General features: G+C 69.7%; 19 protein-coding genes. 10 read left to right on the forward strand and 9 right to left on the reverse strand.

Annotation, left to right across the window (positions count from 1 at the left end; translation table 11 throughout):
- On the reverse strand, window positions 1–2,533 hold a 2,533-nt coding region (locus tag Q2100_RS20660; RefSeq protein ID WP_302915566.1), incomplete at its 3' end, for an AAA family ATPase.
- A gap of 194 nt (window positions 2,534–2,727) precedes the next feature.
- Between Q2100_RS20660 and Q2100_RS20665 the strand changes: the two genes are divergently transcribed.
- Genes Q2100_RS20665 through Q2100_RS20680 form a run of 4 tightly spaced genes read left to right on the forward strand, consistent with a single transcriptional unit; the run spans window position 2,728 to window position 6,778 of the window.
- Window positions 2,728–5,004, forward strand: a complete 2,277-nt coding sequence (locus tag Q2100_RS20665; protein ID WP_302915567.1) for an MMPL family transporter — start codon at window positions 2,728–2,730, stop codon at window positions 5,002–5,004.
- A complete protein-coding gene (locus Q2100_RS20670; protein ID WP_407667665.1) occupies window positions 4,967–5,701 on the forward strand; it encodes a TetR/AcrR family transcriptional regulator in 735 nt (244 codons plus the stop codon). The genes Q2100_RS20665 and Q2100_RS20670 overlap by 38 nt, the downstream gene beginning before the upstream one ends.
- Window positions 5,685–6,314 (forward strand): class I SAM-dependent methyltransferase, encoded by a 630-nt coding sequence (locus tag Q2100_RS20675; protein ID WP_302915569.1) that lies wholly within the window; start codon window positions 5,685–5,687, stop codon window positions 6,312–6,314. The genes Q2100_RS20670 and Q2100_RS20675 overlap by 17 nt, the downstream gene beginning before the upstream one ends.
- A 2-nt stretch (window positions 6,315–6,316) precedes the next feature.
- Window positions 6,317–6,778: an SRPBCC family protein gene (locus Q2100_RS20680; protein WP_302915570.1), complete on the forward strand. Its 462-nt coding sequence runs from the start codon at window positions 6,317–6,319 to the stop codon at window positions 6,776–6,778.
- Here Q2100_RS20680 and Q2100_RS20685 read toward each other — a convergent pair.
- Window positions 6,775–7,488 (reverse strand): NAD-dependent deacylase, encoded by a 714-nt coding sequence (locus Q2100_RS20685; protein WP_302915571.1) that lies wholly within the window; start codon window positions 7,486–7,488, stop codon window positions 6,775–6,777. The two genes, Q2100_RS20680 and Q2100_RS20685, sit on opposite strands and share 4 nt — an antisense overlap.
- Window positions 7,489–7,524: 36 nt before the next feature.
- Between Q2100_RS20685 and Q2100_RS20690 the strand changes: the two genes are divergently transcribed.
- Window positions 7,525–7,890: an Rv1152 family transcriptional regulator gene (locus Q2100_RS20690; protein WP_264011335.1), complete on the forward strand. Its 366-nt coding sequence runs from the start codon at window positions 7,525–7,527 to the stop codon at window positions 7,888–7,890.
- Window positions 7,891–7,892: 2 nt separating this feature from the next.
- On the opposite strand, the gene Q2100_RS20695 is transcribed toward Q2100_RS20690, so the two are convergent.
- Together Q2100_RS20695 and Q2100_RS20700 are read right to left on the reverse strand one after the other, a co-directional pair.
- A complete protein-coding gene (locus Q2100_RS20695; RefSeq protein WP_302915572.1) occupies window positions 7,893–8,732 on the reverse strand; it encodes a class I SAM-dependent methyltransferase in 840 nt (279 codons plus the stop codon).
- A 49-nt stretch (window positions 8,733–8,781) separates the two neighbouring features.
- On the reverse strand, window positions 8,782–9,603 hold the full coding sequence (locus tag Q2100_RS20700; protein WP_302915573.1) for a class I SAM-dependent methyltransferase: 822 nt from the start codon (window positions 9,601–9,603) through the stop codon (window positions 8,782–8,784).
- A 31-nt stretch (window positions 9,604–9,634) separates the two neighbouring features.
- On the opposite strand from Q2100_RS20700, the gene Q2100_RS20705 reads away from it, so the two are divergent.
- Entirely contained in the window at window positions 9,635–10,078 is a 444-nt protein-coding gene (locus Q2100_RS20705) for a PPOX class F420-dependent oxidoreductase (RefSeq protein WP_264011289.1), read from the forward strand.
- A gap of 40 nt (window positions 10,079–10,118) precedes the next feature.
- Window positions 10,119–10,328 (forward strand): DUF5302 domain-containing protein, encoded by a 210-nt coding sequence (locus Q2100_RS20710; protein WP_264011288.1) that lies wholly within the window; start codon window positions 10,119–10,121, stop codon window positions 10,326–10,328.
- Between the two features lie 49 nt (window positions 10,329–10,377).
- Here the strand turns inward: Q2100_RS20710 and Q2100_RS20715 are convergent, their stop codons facing one another.
- Genes Q2100_RS20715 through Q2100_RS20725 form a run of 3 tightly spaced genes read right to left on the reverse strand, consistent with a single transcriptional unit; the run spans window position 10,378 to window position 13,432 of the window.
- Complete coding sequence (locus tag Q2100_RS20715; RefSeq protein WP_302915574.1) at window positions 10,378–11,712, reverse strand: acyltransferase family protein; 1,335 nt, start codon at window positions 11,710–11,712, stop codon at window positions 10,378–10,380.
- Between the two features lie 38 nt (window positions 11,713–11,750).
- Entirely contained in the window at window positions 11,751–12,860 is a 1,110-nt protein-coding gene (locus tag Q2100_RS20720) for a DUF1214 domain-containing protein (protein WP_302915575.1), read from the reverse strand.
- The gene (locus tag Q2100_RS20725) at window positions 12,857–13,432 is read right to left on the reverse strand and encodes a TetR/AcrR family transcriptional regulator (RefSeq protein WP_264011285.1); all 576 of its coding nucleotides are present in this window, start codon (window positions 13,430–13,432) and stop codon (window positions 12,857–12,859) included. The genes Q2100_RS20720 and Q2100_RS20725 overlap by 4 nt, the downstream gene beginning before the upstream one ends.
- A gap of 112 nt (window positions 13,433–13,544) precedes the next feature.
- Between Q2100_RS20725 and Q2100_RS20730 the strand changes: the two genes are divergently transcribed.
- Window positions 13,545–14,708: a sulfotransferase family protein gene (locus Q2100_RS20730; protein WP_407667666.1), complete on the forward strand. Its 1,164-nt coding sequence runs from the start codon at window positions 13,545–13,547 to the stop codon at window positions 14,706–14,708.
- Between the two features lie 3 nt (window positions 14,709–14,711).
- Here the strand turns inward: Q2100_RS20730 and Q2100_RS20735 are convergent, their stop codons facing one another.
- A complete protein-coding gene (locus Q2100_RS20735) occupies window positions 14,712–15,218 on the reverse strand; it encodes a TetR/AcrR family transcriptional regulator (RefSeq protein ID WP_302915577.1) in 507 nt (168 codons plus the stop codon).
- A gap of 240 nt (window positions 15,219–15,458) precedes the next feature.
- Between Q2100_RS20735 and Q2100_RS20740 the strand changes: the two genes are divergently transcribed.
- Window positions 15,459–17,015 (forward strand): LVIVD repeat-containing protein, encoded by a 1,557-nt coding sequence (locus tag Q2100_RS20740; protein ID WP_302915578.1) that lies wholly within the window; start codon window positions 15,459–15,461, stop codon window positions 17,013–17,015.
- Entirely contained in the window at window positions 17,012–17,632 is a 621-nt protein-coding gene (locus Q2100_RS20745; RefSeq protein ID WP_302915579.1) for a DUF305 domain-containing protein, read from the forward strand. Before Q2100_RS20740 ends, Q2100_RS20745 begins: the two co-directional genes overlap by 4 nt.
- Window positions 17,633–17,639: 7 nt before the next feature.
- Here Q2100_RS20745 and Q2100_RS20750 read toward each other — a convergent pair.
- A partial coding sequence (locus Q2100_RS20750; RefSeq protein ID WP_302915580.1) for an MFS transporter occupies window positions 17,640–18,398 on the reverse strand: 759 nt, incomplete at its 5' end.

Below are 18,398 nucleotides of genomic sequence, written 5' to 3' on the forward strand. Positions count from 1 at the left end.
CGGCGCGGGCCCGGCCGGCCCACAGCTGGGCGCCGAGCGATTCGAAAGTCAGCAGGGCGGATCGCAGCGTGCCCGCCGCGAGATCCTTCTGACGCAGTCGGCGCTGCAGCTGCCCCAGCAGCAGCTCGGTGCGGGCCCGCTCGAACGGCATCGGCAGCCGGTCGTGCTCGGTCAGCGCACGACGGGCCGTCTGCTCGGCGGCCTCCACGTCACCCATCGCGGCCTGCACCATGGCGCGGCAGCGGGCGCCGACGGCGAGCATCCACGGCCGGTCGTGGGCCCGGCCATTGCTCTCCATCTCCCTGACCATCGGTTCGGCCTCGTCGAGGCGGCCCAGCGCGGCCATCGCCTCGACGGCATCGGGAACATGCATCGACGACATCATCTCGGTGCCCGGAATCCGGTCGAACATCGCGATCAACGGGGCCATGACCGTCAGCGCCTCGGCGTAATTGCCCTGTGACACCTCGATGAAGCCGAGTGTCATCAGCGGCCACTCGGTCATCCGTTCCGCCTCGCACTCGACGGCGCACTCGTAGGCCGCCTTGGCGTCGGCGTGGGCCTCCTCGAAACGACCCAGATAGGAGTAGGCGGCCGCCCGCACGGTTCGCGGGATCACCAGCACCGAGTCGCCGCCGAGCTGTTCGGCCCGCTCGACGGCCTCCTCGGCATATCCCGCGGCCTCCTCGAAACGTCCGCGCCAGATGCTGATCAGCGTGCTCCAGCCGGCGATGGCCATCAGATCGCTCTCCGCGCCGCGCTCGTCGCACCGGCGGCGGGCCTCGGCGATGAGCACGGCGGCTTCTTCGAGCCGGCCGACGTGGGCCATCGACAACGCGTTGACGACGTGGGCGCGGAACAGGATCGGGCCGTTGTAGTCGGGGTCTTCCAACTCGAGGGCGCGACGGAGGGCGGCCTCGTCGAAGGGATGCCCGAACTGCAGGCCGGCGTGCACCTGCAGGGCCAGCGCCTGACTCAGCAGCGCCGGCCGGCCGATCTCCTCGGCGATGCGCACGGCGTCATCGGCGGCACGGGTGGAGGCGTCGAAGTCGCCTGCCATGCCCCGGGCCATGCAGAGCAGCAGCAGGGTCCGCAGCCGCAGCTTCGGGATGTCGCCGGCTGCGGCGAGCGCGCGCTCGAGGAGCTGGGCGGCGAGCGCGAAGCGGTTGTCGTAGATGCGCAGGCCGGCTCGCAGGATCAGCGCCATGGCGAGGATCGGTCCACCGGGCAGCAGCTCGATCGTGGGGTCGAGGTGTTCGACGGCGCGGTCGGTGCTGCCCGCCTCGAAGTGGTGTTCGGCCGCGCGCAGCCTGCGGACCGGGTCGTCGCCGCCGAGCCGGAACGCCATCTCGAGCAGTTCCGCTGCGGCCGCGGGCGCTCCCCGGCGCCGCGCCACCTCGGCCGCGGCGTCGAGCGCCTCCAGGGTTGCCGGGTCCTCGCTGACCGCGGCCAGCGCCAGATGCCGCGCCTTGAGCTCGGGCTCGGTGACGATCTGGGCCAGCGTGCGGTGCATCCGGCGACGGTCCGGACGGCTGGCGTCGGTGTAGACGCTGTGCGCCAGCAGCGGATGGGCGAACCGCACCCGGGAGCCCTCGATGCCGATGATGCCGTTCGTCTCGACGTGCTCGAGCACCTCGAGCACCCGATCGACGGTGTTGCCGGTCGCCTCGGCGAGTAGCTGGACCGTGGGCTGGGCGGTGCACGCGGCGGCGAGCAGCACCCGGCCTGCGTCGCGGTCCAGCCTGCCGATCCGGTTGCGCATCAGCTCCGCGAGGCCGGCGGGCAGCTCGGCCTCGGCCCGCGGTGGCCCGTCGAACGCCCGCGCCAATTCGAGTGCATAGAACGGGTTACCGCGGGAGATCTCCGCGATGCGAACCAGGGTCGGGCGGGGAAACGTCCGGTCGAGCCGCTCGAAGAGCAGATTGTGCAGACCGCCCAGGCTCAGCGGGCCGACCCGATGCCGTCGCATGGCGTCGGGCCGGCTCAGCCGCAGCCACGACAGGGCGTCTGGATCGTCGGATTCGGTGCGTGCCGTGACGAGGATTCCGACCGGCCCGGCGACGCGGCGCGCGGCGTAGGAGACGACCGCGCGGGTCGATGCGTCGAGCCACGGCACGTCGTCGATCGCCACCAGCACCGGCGCGTCGGCCGTCATCGTCTCGACAACGGAGACGAATGCGGCGGCCACCGCACGCTGGTCGGTGGCGGGCCCGGTGTCCGTGCCGCGCAGCATGACCCGGTCGATCGCGATGCGCTGCGGCTCGGGCAGCCGGTCGATGACCGAGGCCGGTACGTCGCGCAGGAGATCGGCCAGCGCCGCATAGGCCAGCGAGGACTCGGCATGCACGGCGCGCGCGGACAACACCTGGAAACCGAGGCCGCGTGCCCGGTCCTCCGCGCCCAGCCACAGCGTCGTCTTGCCGATGCCCGCCTCACCCTCGATGCCGAGGCCGGATGGTTGCTCAGACGCCGCGGCGAGGAAGTCGGCGACCACGCGAGAGTCACTCGCGCGGCCGACGACTGAGGTGGTCACGGGCGAATCATCGCAGGCAGGGGTGAAGTAGGCACCCCGAACGGTCCTGGTTTGCCCGATCGGGCCAATCGCGTGCCGTTCCGGGTGGTTCGACGGGGCATCGGCGGCAATCCGGCGGGCAGGCGTTGACGCCTCGGGTTACCGTTGTTAAGTTAGCGCCGGTAAGTCCACGGATCGGTCGGGAGGACGCGACGATGCTGCAACGGATGGCCGAATTCGCGATCGCCGCGCCCCGCCGGATCCTGGTCATCGCCGCACTCGTGATGGTCGCGGCCGGGATCTTCGGCATCCCGGTGGCCAAGAACCTGTCCGCCGGCGGATTCCAGGATCCGACCTCCGAGTCGGCCAGGGCGACCGCGGTGCTGGTGGACAAGTTCGACCGCGGTGACATGGATCTGGTCATCAGTGTCACCTCCGAGGCGGGCGCGCGAGATTCCGCCGCCCGTGCCGTCGGCGACGACATCGTGCGTGAGCTCGAAGCCTCGCCGAACGTCGGTCAGGTCAGCTCGGCGTGGACCGCGCCGCCCGCCGCGGCATCGGCGCTGGTGAGCGAGGACGGCCGCACCGGCCTGATCGTCGCCGGCATCACCGGCGGCGAGAGCGGCGCCCAGAAACACGCCAAGGCGCTCGTCGAGCAGGTGGTCCACGACCGCGACGGCGTCACCGTGCGGGCCGGCGGCGAGGCCATGACCTACGTGCAGGTCAACGGGCAGAGCGAAAAAGACCTGCTGCTGATGGAATCGATCGCGATCCCGCTGAGCTTCCTGGTGCTGCTGTGGGTGTTCGGCGGCATGGCCGCCGCCACGCTGCCCCTCATCGTCGGCGCATTCGCGATCCTGGGCACGATGGCGGCGCTGCGGGCCGTCACCCTGTTCACCGACGTGTCGATCTTCGCGCTCAACCTCTCGATCGCCATGGGGCTGGCCATCGCCATCGACTCCACCCTGCTCATCATCAGCCGGTACCGCGACGAACTCGCCGACGGCGCCGACCGGGACCGCGCGCTGGTGCGCACCATGGTGACGGCAGGCCGCACCGTGCTCTTCTCGGCGATGACGGTCGCGCTGTCGATGCTCGCGATGGTGCTGTTCCCGATGTACTTCCTGAAGTCGTTCGCCTACGCCGGGATCGCCGTGGTGGTGTTCGCCGCGACGGCCGCACTGGTGGTGGCGCCCGCGGCGATCGCGCTGCTCGGCGATCGCATCGACGCCCTCGACGTGCGGCGCGGGATGCGGCGGATCCTGGGCCGGCCCGATCCCGTCCCGCGTCCGGTCGAGCAGACCTTCTGGTACCGCTCGACGAGGTTCGTGATGCGCCGCTCGATCGTCATCGGTTTGGCCGTCGTCACCCTGCTGCTCCTGCTCGGAGCGCCGTTCCTCGGCATCAAGTGGGGGTTCCCCGACGACCGGGTGCTGCCCGAGTCCGCGTCGGCGCGCCAGGTCGGTGACGAGCTGCGCAACGGCTTCGCAGTCGACTCGGCGGCCAACGTCACGGTGGTGCTGCCCGACGCCGCCGGCGTCACACCCGAGGAGTTCGACCGCTATGCCGCCGCCCTGTCACGGGTGCCCCAGGTCGCCTCGGTGTCCGCGCCGGGTGGCGCGTTCGTCGACGGTTCAGCGGTCGGGCCGCCTGCGGCATCGACCGGAATGCGGGACGGGGCAGCCTATCTCACCGTGACGAGCGAGGCGCCGCTGTTCACCGCGGCATCGGACGCGCAACTCGACGACCTGCACGCGGTGGCCCCACCCGGCGACCGGCCGGTGCAGCTGACCGGTGTCGCGGCGATCAACCGCGACAGCTCGGAGTCGATCACATCGCGGTTGCCGCTGGTGCTCGGCGTGATCGCGGCGGTGACGTTCGTGCTGCTGTTCCTGCTCAGCGGCAGCGTGGTGATACCGCTGAAAGCACTGCTGCTCAACATCATTTCGCTGTCCGCGGCGTTCGGCGCGCTGGTCTGGATCTTCCAGGACGGTCACCTCGGCGCGTTCGGCACCACCCCGACGGGAACCCTGGTGGCCAACATGCCGGTGCTGATGTTCTGCATCGCATTCGGCCTTTCGATGGACTACGAGGTGTTCCTCGTCTCCAGGATCAGGGAGTACTGGCTGAGATCACCCGGTAGGACGACCGAGGACAACGACGATGCAGTCGCGCTCGGATTGGCCCGCACCGGACGCGTCGTCACCGCCGCGGCACTGATCATGTCGATCAGCTTCGCCGCGCTGATCGCCGCGCAGGTGTCGTTCATGCGGATGTTCGGGGTGGGCCTCACCCTCGCGGTGCTGGCCGACGCGACGCTGGTCCGGATGCTGCTGGTGCCGGCGTTCATGCACGTGCTGGGCCGGTGGAACTGGTGGGCGCCCGCGCCGCTGGCCCGGCTGCACGAGCGCATCGGGATCAGCGAGTCGGCCCCGGAGCGCCCCGCGGGGGTCGATGACCGGTCGCGGCTCGCCGTGTCGGACACTGGATGACGTGAGCGGGCCGGCCGAAGTGAAGCGTCGCCGGGCCCCTCGCGGGTCCGGCGAGCATCTACGCGAGGAGATCCTCGACGCCGCCACCGATCTGTTGCTGGAGACCGGCCACGCTAAGGCGGTGTCGATCCGCTCGGTGGCGCAGCGCGTCAGGGTCACCCCGCCGTCGATCTATCTCCACTTCGCCGACAAGGACGCGTTGCTGGACGCGGTGTGTGCCCGCTACTTCGAGAAGCTCGACGAGGAGATGCAGCGGGTGGCGGCCGGTCAGCCGTCCGCGATCGACGTGCTGCGCGCGCAGGGTCTGGCCTACGTCCGGTTCGCCACCGAGACTCCCGAGTTGTACCGGATCGCGACGATGGGGGAGGGCAGACCGGGCAGCGACGTCGACGTGACGCTGAACAGTTCGGCGTTCGTCCACATGCGCGGCTCCATCGAGGCGCTGATCGCCGAGGGCATCTATCCGCCCGGCGACCCCACCATGCTGGCGCTGGAACTATGGACGGCCGCCCACGGGGTGGCGGCGATGCTGATCTCGCGGCCCTACCTGCCCTGGGGCGATGTCGAGGCGTTCGCCGACCGCGTGCTGCGGGCGGTCTGTTGCGGGCACATCATGTCGACGATCATCGACGTCGAGACGCCACCGCAGCAGACGATCGCGCTGATGAAGGAGATGGCCGATGAGCGACCTCGTTGACAATCCGTTCTTCGCGCGGGTGTGGACCGCGATGTCCGGACACGAACCGGAGACCGTCCGCCGCCTGCGCACCGAGAACCTGGCAGGGTTGACCGGACGGGTGCTCGAGGTGGGCGCCGGCACCGGCACGAATTTCGCGCACTACCCGCCGGGTGTGGCCGAGGTCGTCGCGCTCGAACCCGAGCACCGGCTCGCCGAAACGGCCCGCGAGGCGGCCGCGCACGCACCCGTTCCGGTCACCGTCAGCGGCGACGCCGTCGAGGAGTTCGCCGCCCGCGAACCGTTCGACGCAATCGTGTGCTCCCTGGTGCTGTGCTCGGTCGATGATCCGGACGCGGTTGTGCGACAGCTTTATTCGTTGCTGCGACCGGGCGGCGAGCTGCGCTACATGGAGCACGTCGCGGGCACCGGGATGCGGGCGCGGCTGCAGCGGATCGCCGACGCGACGGTCTGGCCGCGGCTGCTCGGCAACTGCCACACCCACCGCGACACCGAGTCGACGATCACGCGGGCGGGCTTCCGCGTCGACGACGCGCGGCGCGAGTGGGTGCTGCCGTCCTGGGCGCCGCTGCCGGTCGCTGAGGTGGCACTGGGCCGGGCGGTCAGGGACTGACCGTGAGCTGGTGGCGCGCGAGCTCGGAGTGGACGCTGACCGAGTTCGTGCCCACCGATCCCGCGACGATCCGAGGCTTCTACACGGACCTGCAGAACCTGAAGGCGGTCCATCCGCTGATTCTGACGGTGCGCGAGGTCGCTCCCGGGCGTTGGCGCGTGCAGGAGCGAAACGCCATCGGACCACTGGCAATTCGCATGTGGTACTCGGTGCAAATGGACGTCGACGTCGACGGCGACGTAATCGGCGACTCGCAGGCGCACCTCGGTGTGCGACTCCGTGACGTCGTGAGCTTCGAGGCCGTCGACGGCGGCACCGAAGTCGTCGAACGGTTGCGGCTCGTCGCGCCGCGCCCGTTGATCGGCTATGCGCACCGCGAAGCGGTGAAGGCCCACGAGGAGATGCTCGCGGGCATGCGACGCCACTTCGAGCAGCGGCCCGCCCAGCCGCCCACGACGACCTAACCCAGCAGCTGCGGCAGCCGCTGCAACAGGTTGGGCAGCGCGCCGGCCGCCGACTCGCGCAGGCTGACGGTCGCGGCGTCGGAAAGCGGCGTGCGCTCCGGGTTGACCTCCACCACCGCCGTGCCGTTGGCCAGCGCCAGCTCGGGCAGCCCGGCGGCCGGGTAGACGATCGACGACGTGCCCACCACGATCACCACGTCCGCGGCTGTCACCGCCGCCACCGACCGCTGCCATGCGTCCTCGGGCAGCGCCTCGCCGAACCACACCACGTTCGGGCGGATCAGCCCGCCGCACGGGCACTGCGGCGGGTCCACCGACTCCACCGGTTCGGGCATCTCGGGCAGCACGCCCTCGAACTGCCCGCCGCACGACGCACAACGGAACTCGAACAGACTGCCGTGCAGGTGGTAGACGTTGCGGCTGCCCGCCCGCTCGTGCAGGTTGTCCACGTTCTGGGTGACGACGTGCACGTCGGCGTAGTCCTGCCACGCCGCGACCGCGCGGTGGCCGTTGTTCGGTTCCACCGCGTCCATCATGTGGTGGCGCCACAGGTACCACGCCCACACCTTCTCGGGCTGATTCGCCCAGCCGTGAGCACTGGAGATCTCGTAGGGGTCGACCTTGGCCCACAGCCCCGTCTCGACGTCGCGGAACGTCGGCACGCCGCTCTCGGCCGAGATGCCTGCCCCGCTGAGCACCGTCACCTGCACATGACCAAAGTAGCGGCTGTGAGCGATACTGGGCACGTGGCCGAATTGGGGGATTGGGTGCGGATCGACGCGCAAGCAGCACGGCCACTCTTCGACCAGCTCAGGCAGCAGATCATCGACGGTGTCCGTGAGGGCAGGCTGCCGCCGGGCACCCGGTTGCCCACCGTGCGGGAACTCGCCGGTCAACTCAACCTCGCCGTCAACACCGTGGCTCGCGCCTACCGCGAACTGGAAACGGCGGGCATCCTCGAAACCCGGGGCCGGTTCGGCACATTCGTCGCGAGGGTGGATCCCGCCGACACCGCGATGGCGACCGCGGCGCACACCTTCGTGGCGGCGGCGCGGGCGCTCGGCGTCGACAAGACCGAGGCGCTGCGCTACGTCGAATCGGCCTTCGACTAGCGCTAGCCGAACTCGAGCAGCGTGGTCACCGGGCGCACCGAGTCGAACGCCGGCAGTCGCTGCGCCGTCCAGGCCAGCGCATTGAACAGCCGCCCGCGGCCCTCCGGGATCGGCACGTCGTGCACCGCGCGCACGCCCGGCACGGTGTCGGCCAGTTCCGCGGCCTGCGACACCGTCAGGCTGAACGGCATCGGCGGCACCTTGTAACGCCGCGACGTCCGCATACCCCGGCGGGTGATCGCGGCGAACCACGGCGGCGGCAGGTCGAACATCATCTGGCCGCCGGGGAACCGGGTGGCGCAGGCGTTGATCAGCCCCATCGCGTCCGACGGCGGCAGGTACATCAACAGGCCCTCGGCCGTGATGAACACGCCGTCGGAGTCGTCCACGGCGTCCATCCAGGAATAGTCCAGCGCCGACTGGGCCAGCATCCGCACCCGGTCAGACGGCGGGAGAAGCTTCTCGCGCAGCGCGATCATCGGCGGCAGATCGACGGTGAGCCAGCGGAACTCGTTGCCCACACCCGCGGCGTCGAGGCGGTGGAAGCTGGTCTGAAAGCCCTCGGCGAGGGCCACCACCGTCGCCTTCGGGTGGTCGACGAGATAGCGGCGGGTGTAGGTGTCGAAGGTCTTCGCGCGCAGCGCCATGTCCTGGCGGCGGGTGAAACCGAACTTGGCGAAGTCGAAGTCGATCGAGTCGACGAGTCGGACGGCCATCGGATCGTCGATCAGGGAGTCGGGTCGCCTGGCCTCGTGTGCCCGCACCTGCAGGGTCAGCAGGGCGGTCTCCGAGACGTCCTTCAGTGCGCTGGCGTCGACCTTGGCGGGAGGTGTACCTGTCACCTACGCGAATGTACCCACCGCAGCACTTCGTCCAGCGTGACGCAGCGGCTCACCCGCCGAACTCCAGCAGGGTGATGCTGGGCCGGTTGCGGCGGTGGAACCCAAGCCGGTCCAGGAACGGCCAGAACAGCACGTTGAAGAGTCCGCGACCGCGCGGCATGGCGATGTCGCGGGCCGCGCGCACACCGGGGACGCGTCCGGGCAGGGCGACGCCCTCGTCGGCGGTGAGCGCGAACGGCATCGGGGGTGTGACGTAGCGGTCCGACAGCCGCAGGCCCTTGAGCGTGCGCCTGCTGAGCCAGTGCGGGATCGAGTCGAACATCATCTGTCCGCCCGGGAAGCGCGCCGCGCAATCGCGAAGGTCGAGCACGTCGCCGGGTTCGAGGTACATCAGCAGGCCCTCGGCGGTGATGAACACTCCCCGCGACGCGTCGACCCGGTCCATCCAGCTGCGGTCGAGCGCCGACTGGGCCAGCTCGACGATCCGGTCGTCGCGCGGCAGCAGCTGTTCACGCAGCGTCATCACCGGGGGCAGATCGACCGAGTACCACGTCACCTCGTCGGCGACGCCGAGGCGGTCCAGGCGCCAGAAGCTGGTCTGCAGGCCTTCGGCGAGCGCCACCACCGATGCGCCAGGGTGGGTGCGCAGATAGCCGGCGGTCGCGTCGTCGAACGCGCGGGCCCGCAGCCCGTGCGACTGGTTGGGCTTGCCGAATTTGCGGTAGTCGTAGTCGATGGCGTCCAACAGCGTCACCGCCCACGGATCGCGGATCACGCCGTCGGACCTCTTGGCCTCGGATCCGCGGTTGTGCAACGTCCACAGGGTGGTGGCCGAAACGCCTTCGAGAGTGTTGCCGTCGATCGCCGTCATCCGATCGATGGTAAAGACGTAGGCTCGCTCCATGGTCCGTCAGGTGTTCGACGACAAGCTGTTGGCGCTGATCGCGAACAACTCGCTGGGCGTGCTGGCCACCATCAAGCGCGACGGCCGGCCACAGCTGTCGAACGTCAGCTACCACTTCGACCCGCGCGCGCTCGTCGTGTCGGTCTCGATCACCGAACCGCGGGCCAAGACCCGCAATCTGCGCCGCGACGCCCGAGCCTCGCTGCACGTCAGCTCCGACGACGGGTGGTCGTATGCGGTGGCCGAGGGCACCGCGGCGCTGACCGCACCGGCCGCCGACCCCCGGGACGACACCGTCGAGGCACTGATTGCCTTGTACCGCAACATCGCCGGGGAACATCCCGACTGGGACGACTACCGGCGGGCGATGGTAGACGACAGGCGGGTGCTGCTGACACTGCCGATCTCGCATGTCTACGGCATGCCGCCGGGACGGCGGTAAACCTCGCGACGGCGCCGGGCGGGCACGCTACGCTGCGCTCATGGCTGACGAACCGGTAACCGAGAGCAACGGCGAAGCGACCGGAGCCGCCGCACCGGACGACGACACCAGGCAGAAATTCCGCGAAGCACTCGAACGCAAGAAGGCGAACGCGGGCGGCGGGGCAGCGCACAAGGACGGCGGCCGCAAGCAGCCAAGGGCGCACGGCCCGCAGGAGAGCCGTAGGGAGTTCCGCCGCAAGAGCGGTTAGACCCGCTGACCTACTCGTCGAGTGTGCGGTCAGTGCGACGATCCGGCGGTCAGATCGCCGTGACCGCACGCTCGGTGACACGCGGCAAGCTCACGGCCGCGTCATTGGCCAGCCCGCGGGCGCCCACCAGCGCGACCAGCATCACCGCGACGCACCACAGGCCCTGATCCTTGAGCCCCCAGCCGACCGAGGCCAGGGTGGCGGCGCCGGCCACGCAGAGCATCGCGCCGACCGCGGCGCTGCGGGGACCCGGCCGCGACACGAGGCCGCCGTCCCACAACGGAAGCGGATCGTTCTCCAGCGGGCGCAGCGTCACGAAGGCCAGGCCGATCAGCCCCGCCATGACCGCCAGCTGAACCACCGACAGCAGGACGAAACCGTCTGCGGCCGGGTCGAACCGGGGCATGCCGAGGTGATCGAACACCAGATGCATGGCCAGCAGCGCCGGCATGTGCCACAGGTAGAGCGTCATCGCCCCCGAGTTGCCGATCGCGGCCAGCCACCACACCCGGGGCCGCTGCGCCCACCGGTTGATGGCGGGCGCTGCGGCGATCGCGAACGCGCACATCATGATCGCGTGTCCGGCCAGCAGCAGCGAGGGCGGTGTCATGTTCTTCAGCTGCTGGGTCTCGATGCCGACCAGGCTCAGCTCGTAGGGGCCCCACCACAGCAGCGCCAGGTTCACCCCGAGCATCGCCACGCCGACGCCCAGTGCGGTGCGGCCGTCGAGCAGGCGTCGCCGGTAGGCCACCCCGAGCATGCCGGGGATGAGCCAGGCCGCCATGTTCAGGTATGACACCAGCTTCGGCAGCTCCAGGTTGATGCGAAGCACGTCGATCGCCGCGACGAACGCGTAGGCGCCGATCAACGCCGCCGCCAGCCTGGCCGTGGTGGTGATGTGGGTGAGCAGCGGGACGGCGGCCAGCACGAGCACGTAGGCGCCGAGGAACCAGAGCAGTTGGATGCTGATCCCGGCGATCGGTTCGTAGACGTGTTCGGGCAGCACCACGCGCAGCGTCACCAGGGCGACGCCCCAGAACGCCAGGTAGTAGAACACCGGGCGGTACAGCCGGGTGCAGCGGCGCAGCAGCCAGTTGCCCCAGGACGTCCCGGCTTTCCACGAGTCCACGCACGCCGCAACCCCCGCGAAGAAGAACAGCGGCATGATCTGGAACACCCACGTCAGCGCCTGGAGCACCGGCGAGGCGGTGAGCAGGTTGTTCCAGATGAAGACGTCGTCGCGGATGGTGCTGGTGGCCATCACGGTGTGGCCGAGGACCACGCCGACGAGGGCGGTGATGCGGATGACGTCGATGGCCCGGTCGCGGGTGGCCGGGGTGTTCGCGGCGACCTCGGCGGGCGAGGGAAACATGCGTTCTGGCATGCGAAAACGGTATGCCGCGACCGGCTAGGTAGTGCTACTCAAATTTCTGTCGGGGCGTCCGCCGCCTTGACCAACCGCACCTGCGGCCGGGCGGGCACCTCGTCGGCCAGGAACCACCGGAATGCCAGATTGCCGCGCGGATAGCCGAGCGTGGTGACGGAGTTCGGGTGCGCTGTGCTGCCGGGTGAGACGACGATCGTCACCGAGCCGTCTGCGCTGGGCACCGCGGTGTGACCGTTGATCGAACTCCGGGCGTCGGCCACTCCCGGGGTGGCCATGAACTGGTTCCAAACCACGAGGTTCCAGAACCGGCACGGCGGCGGGCGGTGGGTGATCACGAGGGCCTCGTCGTCCTCGAGCACGAAACTTCCGTAGGCATAGCAGGCGTCGCGCGCCGACCAGCCGAAGTTGGCGTCGGGAACCTGGTAAGGGTCAGCGAATTCGTTTGCCACCGAGGCAATCTCGTGACCGTGCGAGAGGGCGCCGTCGGTGCGAACACCGACGGCCAGCGGCAGGATGGCGAACATCGTCCGCAGCCAGGCCGCCGAGGCGCGCAGTGCCGATGCGGTCTCGGCGTCGCCGTGCCGGAACGGCGGTGGCTCGTCGAGCGCCTCGATCTCCCAGCGCACCGGTCGGCCGGTGCGCGGATCGGCCTGGTAGTCGCGGGTCATCAGTACCGCGGCGTCGGGGGCCGGGCCGAAGTCGAAGGTGAAGTCGCCGTCGGGGGTGAACTCGAGGTCGTCGTCGCGCACGATCGCCACGATGCGGTCCGACCATGCGCCCGGCGCGGGTTCGTTGTACGCGGTCACCGAGAAGTAGACGCTGTCGCCGCGGTTGCCGCTGATGCGGTAGCGGCGCTGCGGGTCGACGGGGCACATGAAGTAGTAGGCGTCGGTGTTGTCGCCGCCCCACCGCCGGTCGGGGCGCGACGGTGAGTTCACCTCGAGCCAGCGCGGCCGGGCGGGGTCGGCGAAGAGGTAGGTGTCGAAGGCCACCCCGAGGGTCGTCGCGAGCATCCGGTAGCCGTCGGCGATGTGGCGGTCGTCGGTGACCGCACGGTCGCCCTCGAGGAAGGTGCGGTCGAGGCTGCCCAGCGTGTCGAGCAGTTCGCGCCACGCGGCGGTGGACTCGTGGGTGGTTCCGGTCATGCGCTGATGCCTTTCGTGATGAGGGTGGCGGTGCGTTCGACCCAGGCGGCGTCCAGGAGGGCGCCCCGGCTCAGCAAGGCCAGCAGGGTGATGCCGGCGATCGCTTCGGTGAGGTCGCCGGCGGCCACGTCGGGCCGGGCCTCGCCGCGGGCGGCGGCGTCGGCCAGCCGTTCGGACAGCCCCCGGCCGAGGATGTCGCCGAACCGCTCGAGCAGCGCGGTGTGCAGCGTGGGGTCGGCGGCCATCTCGCCGATCAGGCCGGGCAGTGCCGCCTGTGCGGCCGGGGTGGTGAGCACCGCGGCCGTGCGGCGCACCATTTCCCGGACGTCGTCCGGCAGAGACCCGGTGGCGGGCAGTTCCACCGCGGCGTCGAGCGGGAAGGCCGCTTCGTGCACCAGGTGCGCCTTGCTCGGCCATCGTCGGTAGATGGCCGGCTTGCTGGTGCCCGCCCGGCGTGCGATCGCGTCGACCGACAGCGCCGCGTAGCCGGTACGGCCGAGCAGGTCGACGGTCGCCTCGAGGACGGCGGTGTCGATGCGGGGATTCCGGGGGCGACCCAGGTCTGTCGTCATTACGTAACTCAGAGTAACATATCTCGCTGTGACCGACACCACAGGCGCAGTCGTCCAGCTCGACGACCTCGCCCACCCCCGGTTCAGCGCCGACGCGCAGCAGATCCGCGACATGATGGCGATGATGGCGGCGGACTGCCCGCTGGACGCGGCCGCACTGCACGCCAAGGCCAGTGCCGAGACCGGGCTGCACGACTTCGGCGCCGACGACTACCGGGACCGTCTTGATATCTATCTCGCTGCGCTGCAGGAGATTTCCGGATTACACGATCCCGGGGTGGTCAACTTCCACGTCATGCTCGTGCAGCTGCTGAAGAACCGGCTGCTGCTCAACGACCTGCTGACCCGCCATCCCGAGATCCACGACATCGAACTGCTGCCGCCGGTGGTGATCGCCGGCCTCCCGCGAACCGGCACCACCCATCTGCACAATCTGCTGGCGGCGCCGACCACCTTCCGCACGATGCCGTACTGGGAGAGTGTCGAGCCGTTCCCGATGCCGGGTGAGCAGGGCGTCGAACCCGATCCCCGCCGGCTGCGGATGGACGCCGCCGTGACCGTGATGGACGTCGTGATGCCGCACTTCCGGCTGATGCACGAGATGACCACCGACCACGTGCACGAGGAGATCCAGCTGCTGGCCAACGACTTCTCGACGATGCTGTTCGAGACGATGGCCGACGTGCCGCGCTGGCGCGACCACTATCAGCGTCACGATCAGGACCCGCACTACCGTTATCTCGCAACGCAGTTGAAGGCGATGCAGTTCCTGCGCGGCGGCAGGCGCTGGCTGCTCAAATCGCCGCAGCATCTCGAGCAGCTACCGGTGCTGGACCGGATCTTCCCCGGCGCGGTGGTGGTGTGCACGCACCGCGATCCGGTGCCGGTGGCACTGTCGATGATCGCGATGATCGCCTATTCGGCACGGATGCACCGCGACCCGGTCCCGGTGCACGACACGGCGGCGATGTGGGTCGAGAGGCTGGAACAGATGCTCGCCGCACTGATCCGGGACCGCGACCTGCTCGGACCGGACCGCTCGATCGACGTCCGGTTCGACGACTTCATGGCCGACGAGATGCGTGTGGCCGATGCGGTGTACGCGCTGGCCGGAGAACCGCTTACCGACGAGGCGCGCGCGGCCATGGCCGGCTACCTCGACGGGCACCAGCGGGGCCGGCTCGGCCGGGTCTCGACGTCGTGGCAGGACTTCGGCATCGACGAGGAGGAGTTGCGAGAGCGGTTCGCGCCGTACGTCAGTCGGTTCCTGTCCTAATCGTCACGCCAGGTCGCTGCTCCGCAGGATCTGGCGGATCAGCCGGTCGAGATGGGCGGCGTCGGAAACGACGGAATAGCCGTTGACGAAACTGGTCATCACACCGCTGATGAACGTCAGGACGGTGACGGCCCGCTCCTCGATCACGCTGTCCGGCACGTCGGGATCGTCGTACCACTGCGCGATCACATCGCGAGCCAGGGCATAGAAGCGTATGCCGTAGCTGCGGAACGTCTCGTCGAGTTCGGGATCCTGGCGGGCACTGAGGACGATCTCGAATCGTGCCCGCGTCCGCGTCAGATACGGCTCGGTGCCCGACAGCATCACCAGCTGGGCCAGCCCGAGGGTGCCCGAGTAGCCGCCGGCCTCGTCATGACCCAACTCCGCCATCAGCGACAGGTCGGCGACATCCAACTCGGTGATGCGGTTACCGATTGCCAGCAGCAGAGCCTTGCGGGTGCGGAAATAGAACGACGTGGTGCCCGCCGGGACGCCGGCATGCCGGTCCACGCGCGGATGGCTCAGACCGCGCGAGCCGCCGGTGCCCAGGAGGGCGATACCCGCGTCGGCGAGGTCCCGCCGGCGCTGCGGTGCGTCGTATTTCCTGCGTGCTGCGATGTTTCGAGTCTATTGCAGGGCGGTCCCGGCCGACCTGCGAGTCGCTGCGGCGGACGGCAATTGTCACTTGCGACAGATATCCATTCTTCGCATTGCGTTCTCTAATAAATTAGAGAATGTTACGTTCCGGTCATGGGGAGATGTGTTCCGGCGGAGGAGGGCCGCCGGATCGGCGGGCGGGCGCTCGAGCGGGTCCTCGTGGTCATGACGGTGCTGATGATGCTCATCGGGGCCGGCGGGACGAACGCCTGGGCGACGCTACCCCCGGGCTTCGACGAGTCGAAGGACATCTGGCCGACGGCGGTGCCCGCGGCCACCTGCCGTCCCGGGGACCGCACCGAGACCGGCCTGCAGGGCGAGGTGCCGCTCGCCGACCGCGACTCCCGCCGCAGCACCGAGGGATATAACTGCAACATCGACCTGCTCGGCCAGTTCCAGGGGCCGGGCGCCGGATGGATCAGCGCGTCGTACAAGAACTGCGTCTACATCGGGTCGACGTTCCCTCGCACCCAGGGCGTGCAGGTGCTCGACGTCTCGGATCCGGCGAATCCGCGGCCCACGGCAATGCTCAGCGAGCCGGCGATGGTGAACGGCACCTGGGAGTCGCTGAAGGTCAGCGAAGCTCGGGGCCTACTGGCCGGCACCGGGGTGCCCTTCGTGATGGGTCTGGGCTACATCTCGATCTACGACATCGCCACCGACTGCGCGCATCCGCGCCTGTTGAACCTCGGGCGCGGTTCGCTGCCCGGCGTGCGGATCCCGATGCTCACCCACGAAGGGGGATTCTCGCCCGACGGGAACACCTACTGGGCCTCGGGGCAGATGTGGGCCAGCGCGGTCGACCTCGTCGATCCCGCGAACCCGGCCGTGGTGTGGAGCGCGCCGGCCGGATTCGCCAGCCATGGAATGGAATTCAGTCCCGACGGCGACACCATGTACATGTCCACCGCCCAGGGGCTCAACATCCTGGACACCTCGGCGATCCAGGACCGGGTGGCGCCCGGCATGACCATGCACCAGCTGTTACCGCTGCGCGGATACAAACACTGGCGGGACGGCTTGATCAGCCAGCACAGCATCTACGTGACCTATGCCGGTACGCCGCATCTGTTCAACGTCGACGAGTTCGGCTCCGGCGGTGTCAAGGTCTTCGACGCCGCCAACCCCGCCGACCTCCGGCTGAAGAACACCGTCAAGCTCGAGATCAACCTGCCGCAGAACCTCGACACGTGGGCCGCGACCGCCTCCAGCAGCGGCGCCTTCGGCTACGAGTCGCACTACTGCGCGGTGGACCGACGGGAGAATCCGCAGGCGCTGGCATGCGGGTGGACACAGTCCGGCATCCGGGTGTTCGACGTCCGCGATCCCGAGAACATCAGAGAGATCGCCTATTTCAACCCGCCCGCGCAGACCGGCAAGAACGACCGGCTGCCCAACTCACAGCATGTCCGGTTCGGCGGCATCATCGTTCCGCCGGCCAGCAGTGCGATCGCCATCGCCCAGGCCATCCTCAACGGGCAGATCAACGGCAACGACATCATCCGCGACGGCCGCATCATCGGGCTCGACCTGTCGGCCGACTGGTGCATGTCGCCCCCGGAGTTCCGCGGCAACATGCTCCTCGTCACCTGCTCGGACAACGGGTTCATGGCGTTGCGGCTCGACCCCGCCGTGTACCCGCCACGATGACGCGGACGGTCGTGGTGCGGATCGTGGCGCTGCTCGCCGCGGCGGCGCTCGGCGGTGCGATCGTGCTCGCGTACCGCCAGCCACCGCCGCGCCCGGTGCTGATGACGGCCGTCGACATCGGCTTCGCCCAGGACATGTCGGCCCATCACCAACAGGCGGTCACCATGTCCGACATGCTCGTCGGCGACGCCGGGCCCGACGTGCGGGCACTCGCCGAGCAGATCCGCTTCACCCAGCTCACCGAGATCGGCCAGATGACCGGTTGGCTTCAGCTCGTCGACGCACCGCCTGCCGCGACCACCCCGATGGCGTGGATGGGCCACGACGGGCACCACCATCCCGGTGACGCACCGACGGCGATGCCCGGGATGGCCTCACCCGTCGAGCTCACCCGGCTGCAGCGCAGCACCGGCCGCGACAACGAGGTGCTGTTCCTGCAGCTGATGGTGCGCCACCATCAGGGCGGAATCGACATGGCGTCATACGTCGTGCGGCAGACCGCCACCGACCCGGTACGGCGGGCCGCCGCGGTGATGATCAACGAGCAGGCTCAGGACATCCAGGTGATGACGAGCCTGCTCGCGCATCGGGACGGCGCGCCGCTGCCCTATCCGTGACGACGGTTCAGCCGGCGTCCGTGTTCGACCTCATCCGTCGCTCCTGGGCGAGGATCGCGAGCAGGCAGACCGCGGCCAGTGCGGCCACCGCGATCGCGAAACTCACTCCCGCGGTGCGCAGGCCGAGGTGCTGGGCGGCCAGGCCCTCGCCCACCACCGGCACCGAGATCGCGACATAGGCGACCACGAAGTAGGTGGAGCTGACTTCGGCGCGCCGGTCGGGCGGGGTGCGTTCGGCGACGGCGGCCAGCCCGCGGCTGAAGCTGATGCCCTGACCGACGCCGGACACCACCGCGGCGGCGAGCAGTCCCGGCAGCGACGAGAACGCCAGTGCCACAGCGAGGATGACCATGCCGGCGAACAGGATCACGCAGCCGAGGGCGACGGCCCGCTGCGGTGCGGTCCGGCGGGCCACCACCTGGGCCACCGCCGACGCCGCGAAGATCGAGCACGCGATCGCACCCGCCACCGCGTGGTTGTCGATACCCACCACGCCGGCCAGGAACGACGGGGCGACCGCGGTGAACAACCCGGTGACGGCGAACCCCGCGAAGGCCGCCAGCGCGGCGACGACGAACACCGCGCGGGTCTCCGGGGGCACGGACAGCCGCTGCACGCCGATCCGTCCGGCCCGACTCGACGTCTCCGGCACCACGAACACCGCGATACCGGCGAGTGCGGCCATCGCGATGTGGACGACGAAAGCCAGGTGCAACGGCTGCGGCGCGTACTGCACGAGCAGCCCGGCCAGCAGCGGGCCGAGGCC

The organism is Mycolicibacterium arseniciresistens, assembly GCF_030519285.1.
GTDB classification, from domain to species: Bacteria; Actinomycetota; Actinomycetes; order Mycobacteriales; family Mycobacteriaceae; genus Mycobacterium; species Mycobacterium arseniciresistens.

What these genes read in the sequence shown, in the direction of transcription:
- Q2100_RS20675 (WP_302915569.1), top strand. Translation starts at nt 5,685, where the DNA reads ATGAGCGACCTCGTTGACAATCCGTTCTTCGCGCGGGTGTGGACCGCG.
- Q2100_RS20740 (WP_302915578.1), top strand. Translation starts at nt 15,459, where the DNA reads ATGGGGAGATGTGTTCCGGCGGAGGAGGGCCGCCGGATCGGCGGGCGG.
- Q2100_RS20745 (WP_302915579.1), top strand. Translation starts at nt 17,012, where the DNA reads ATGACGCGGACGGTCGTGGTGCGGATCGTGGCGCTGCTCGCCGCGGCG.
- Q2100_RS20725 (WP_264011285.1), bottom strand. Translation starts at nt 13,432, where the DNA reads ATGACGACAGACCTGGGTCGCCCCCGGAATCCCCGCATCGACACCGCC.
- Q2100_RS20730 (WP_407667666.1), top strand. Translation starts at nt 13,545, where the DNA reads ATGATGGCGATGATGGCGGCGGACTGCCCGCTGGACGCGGCCGCACTG.
- Q2100_RS20710 (WP_264011288.1), top strand. Translation starts at nt 10,119, where the DNA reads ATGGCTGACGAACCGGTAACCGAGAGCAACGGCGAAGCGACCGGAGCC.
- Q2100_RS20700 (WP_302915573.1), bottom strand. Translation starts at nt 9,603, where the DNA reads ATGACGGCGATCGACGGCAACACTCTCGAAGGCGTTTCGGCCACCACC.
- Q2100_RS20715 (WP_302915574.1), bottom strand. Translation starts at nt 11,712, where the DNA reads ATGCCAGAACGCATGTTTCCCTCGCCCGCCGAGGTCGCCGCGAACACC.
- Q2100_RS20665 (WP_302915567.1), top strand. Translation starts at nt 2,728, where the DNA reads ATGCTGCAACGGATGGCCGAATTCGCGATCGCCGCGCCCCGCCGGATC.
- Q2100_RS20705 (WP_264011289.1), top strand. Translation starts at nt 9,635, where the DNA reads ATGGTCCGTCAGGTGTTCGACGACAAGCTGTTGGCGCTGATCGCGAAC.
- Q2100_RS20720 (WP_302915575.1), bottom strand. Translation starts at nt 12,860, where the DNA reads ATGACCGGAACCACCCACGAGTCCACCGCCGCGTGGCGCGAACTGCTC.
- Q2100_RS20670 (WP_407667665.1), top strand. Translation starts at nt 4,967, where the DNA reads ATGACCGGTCGCGGCTCGCCGTGTCGGACACTGGATGACGTGAGCGGG.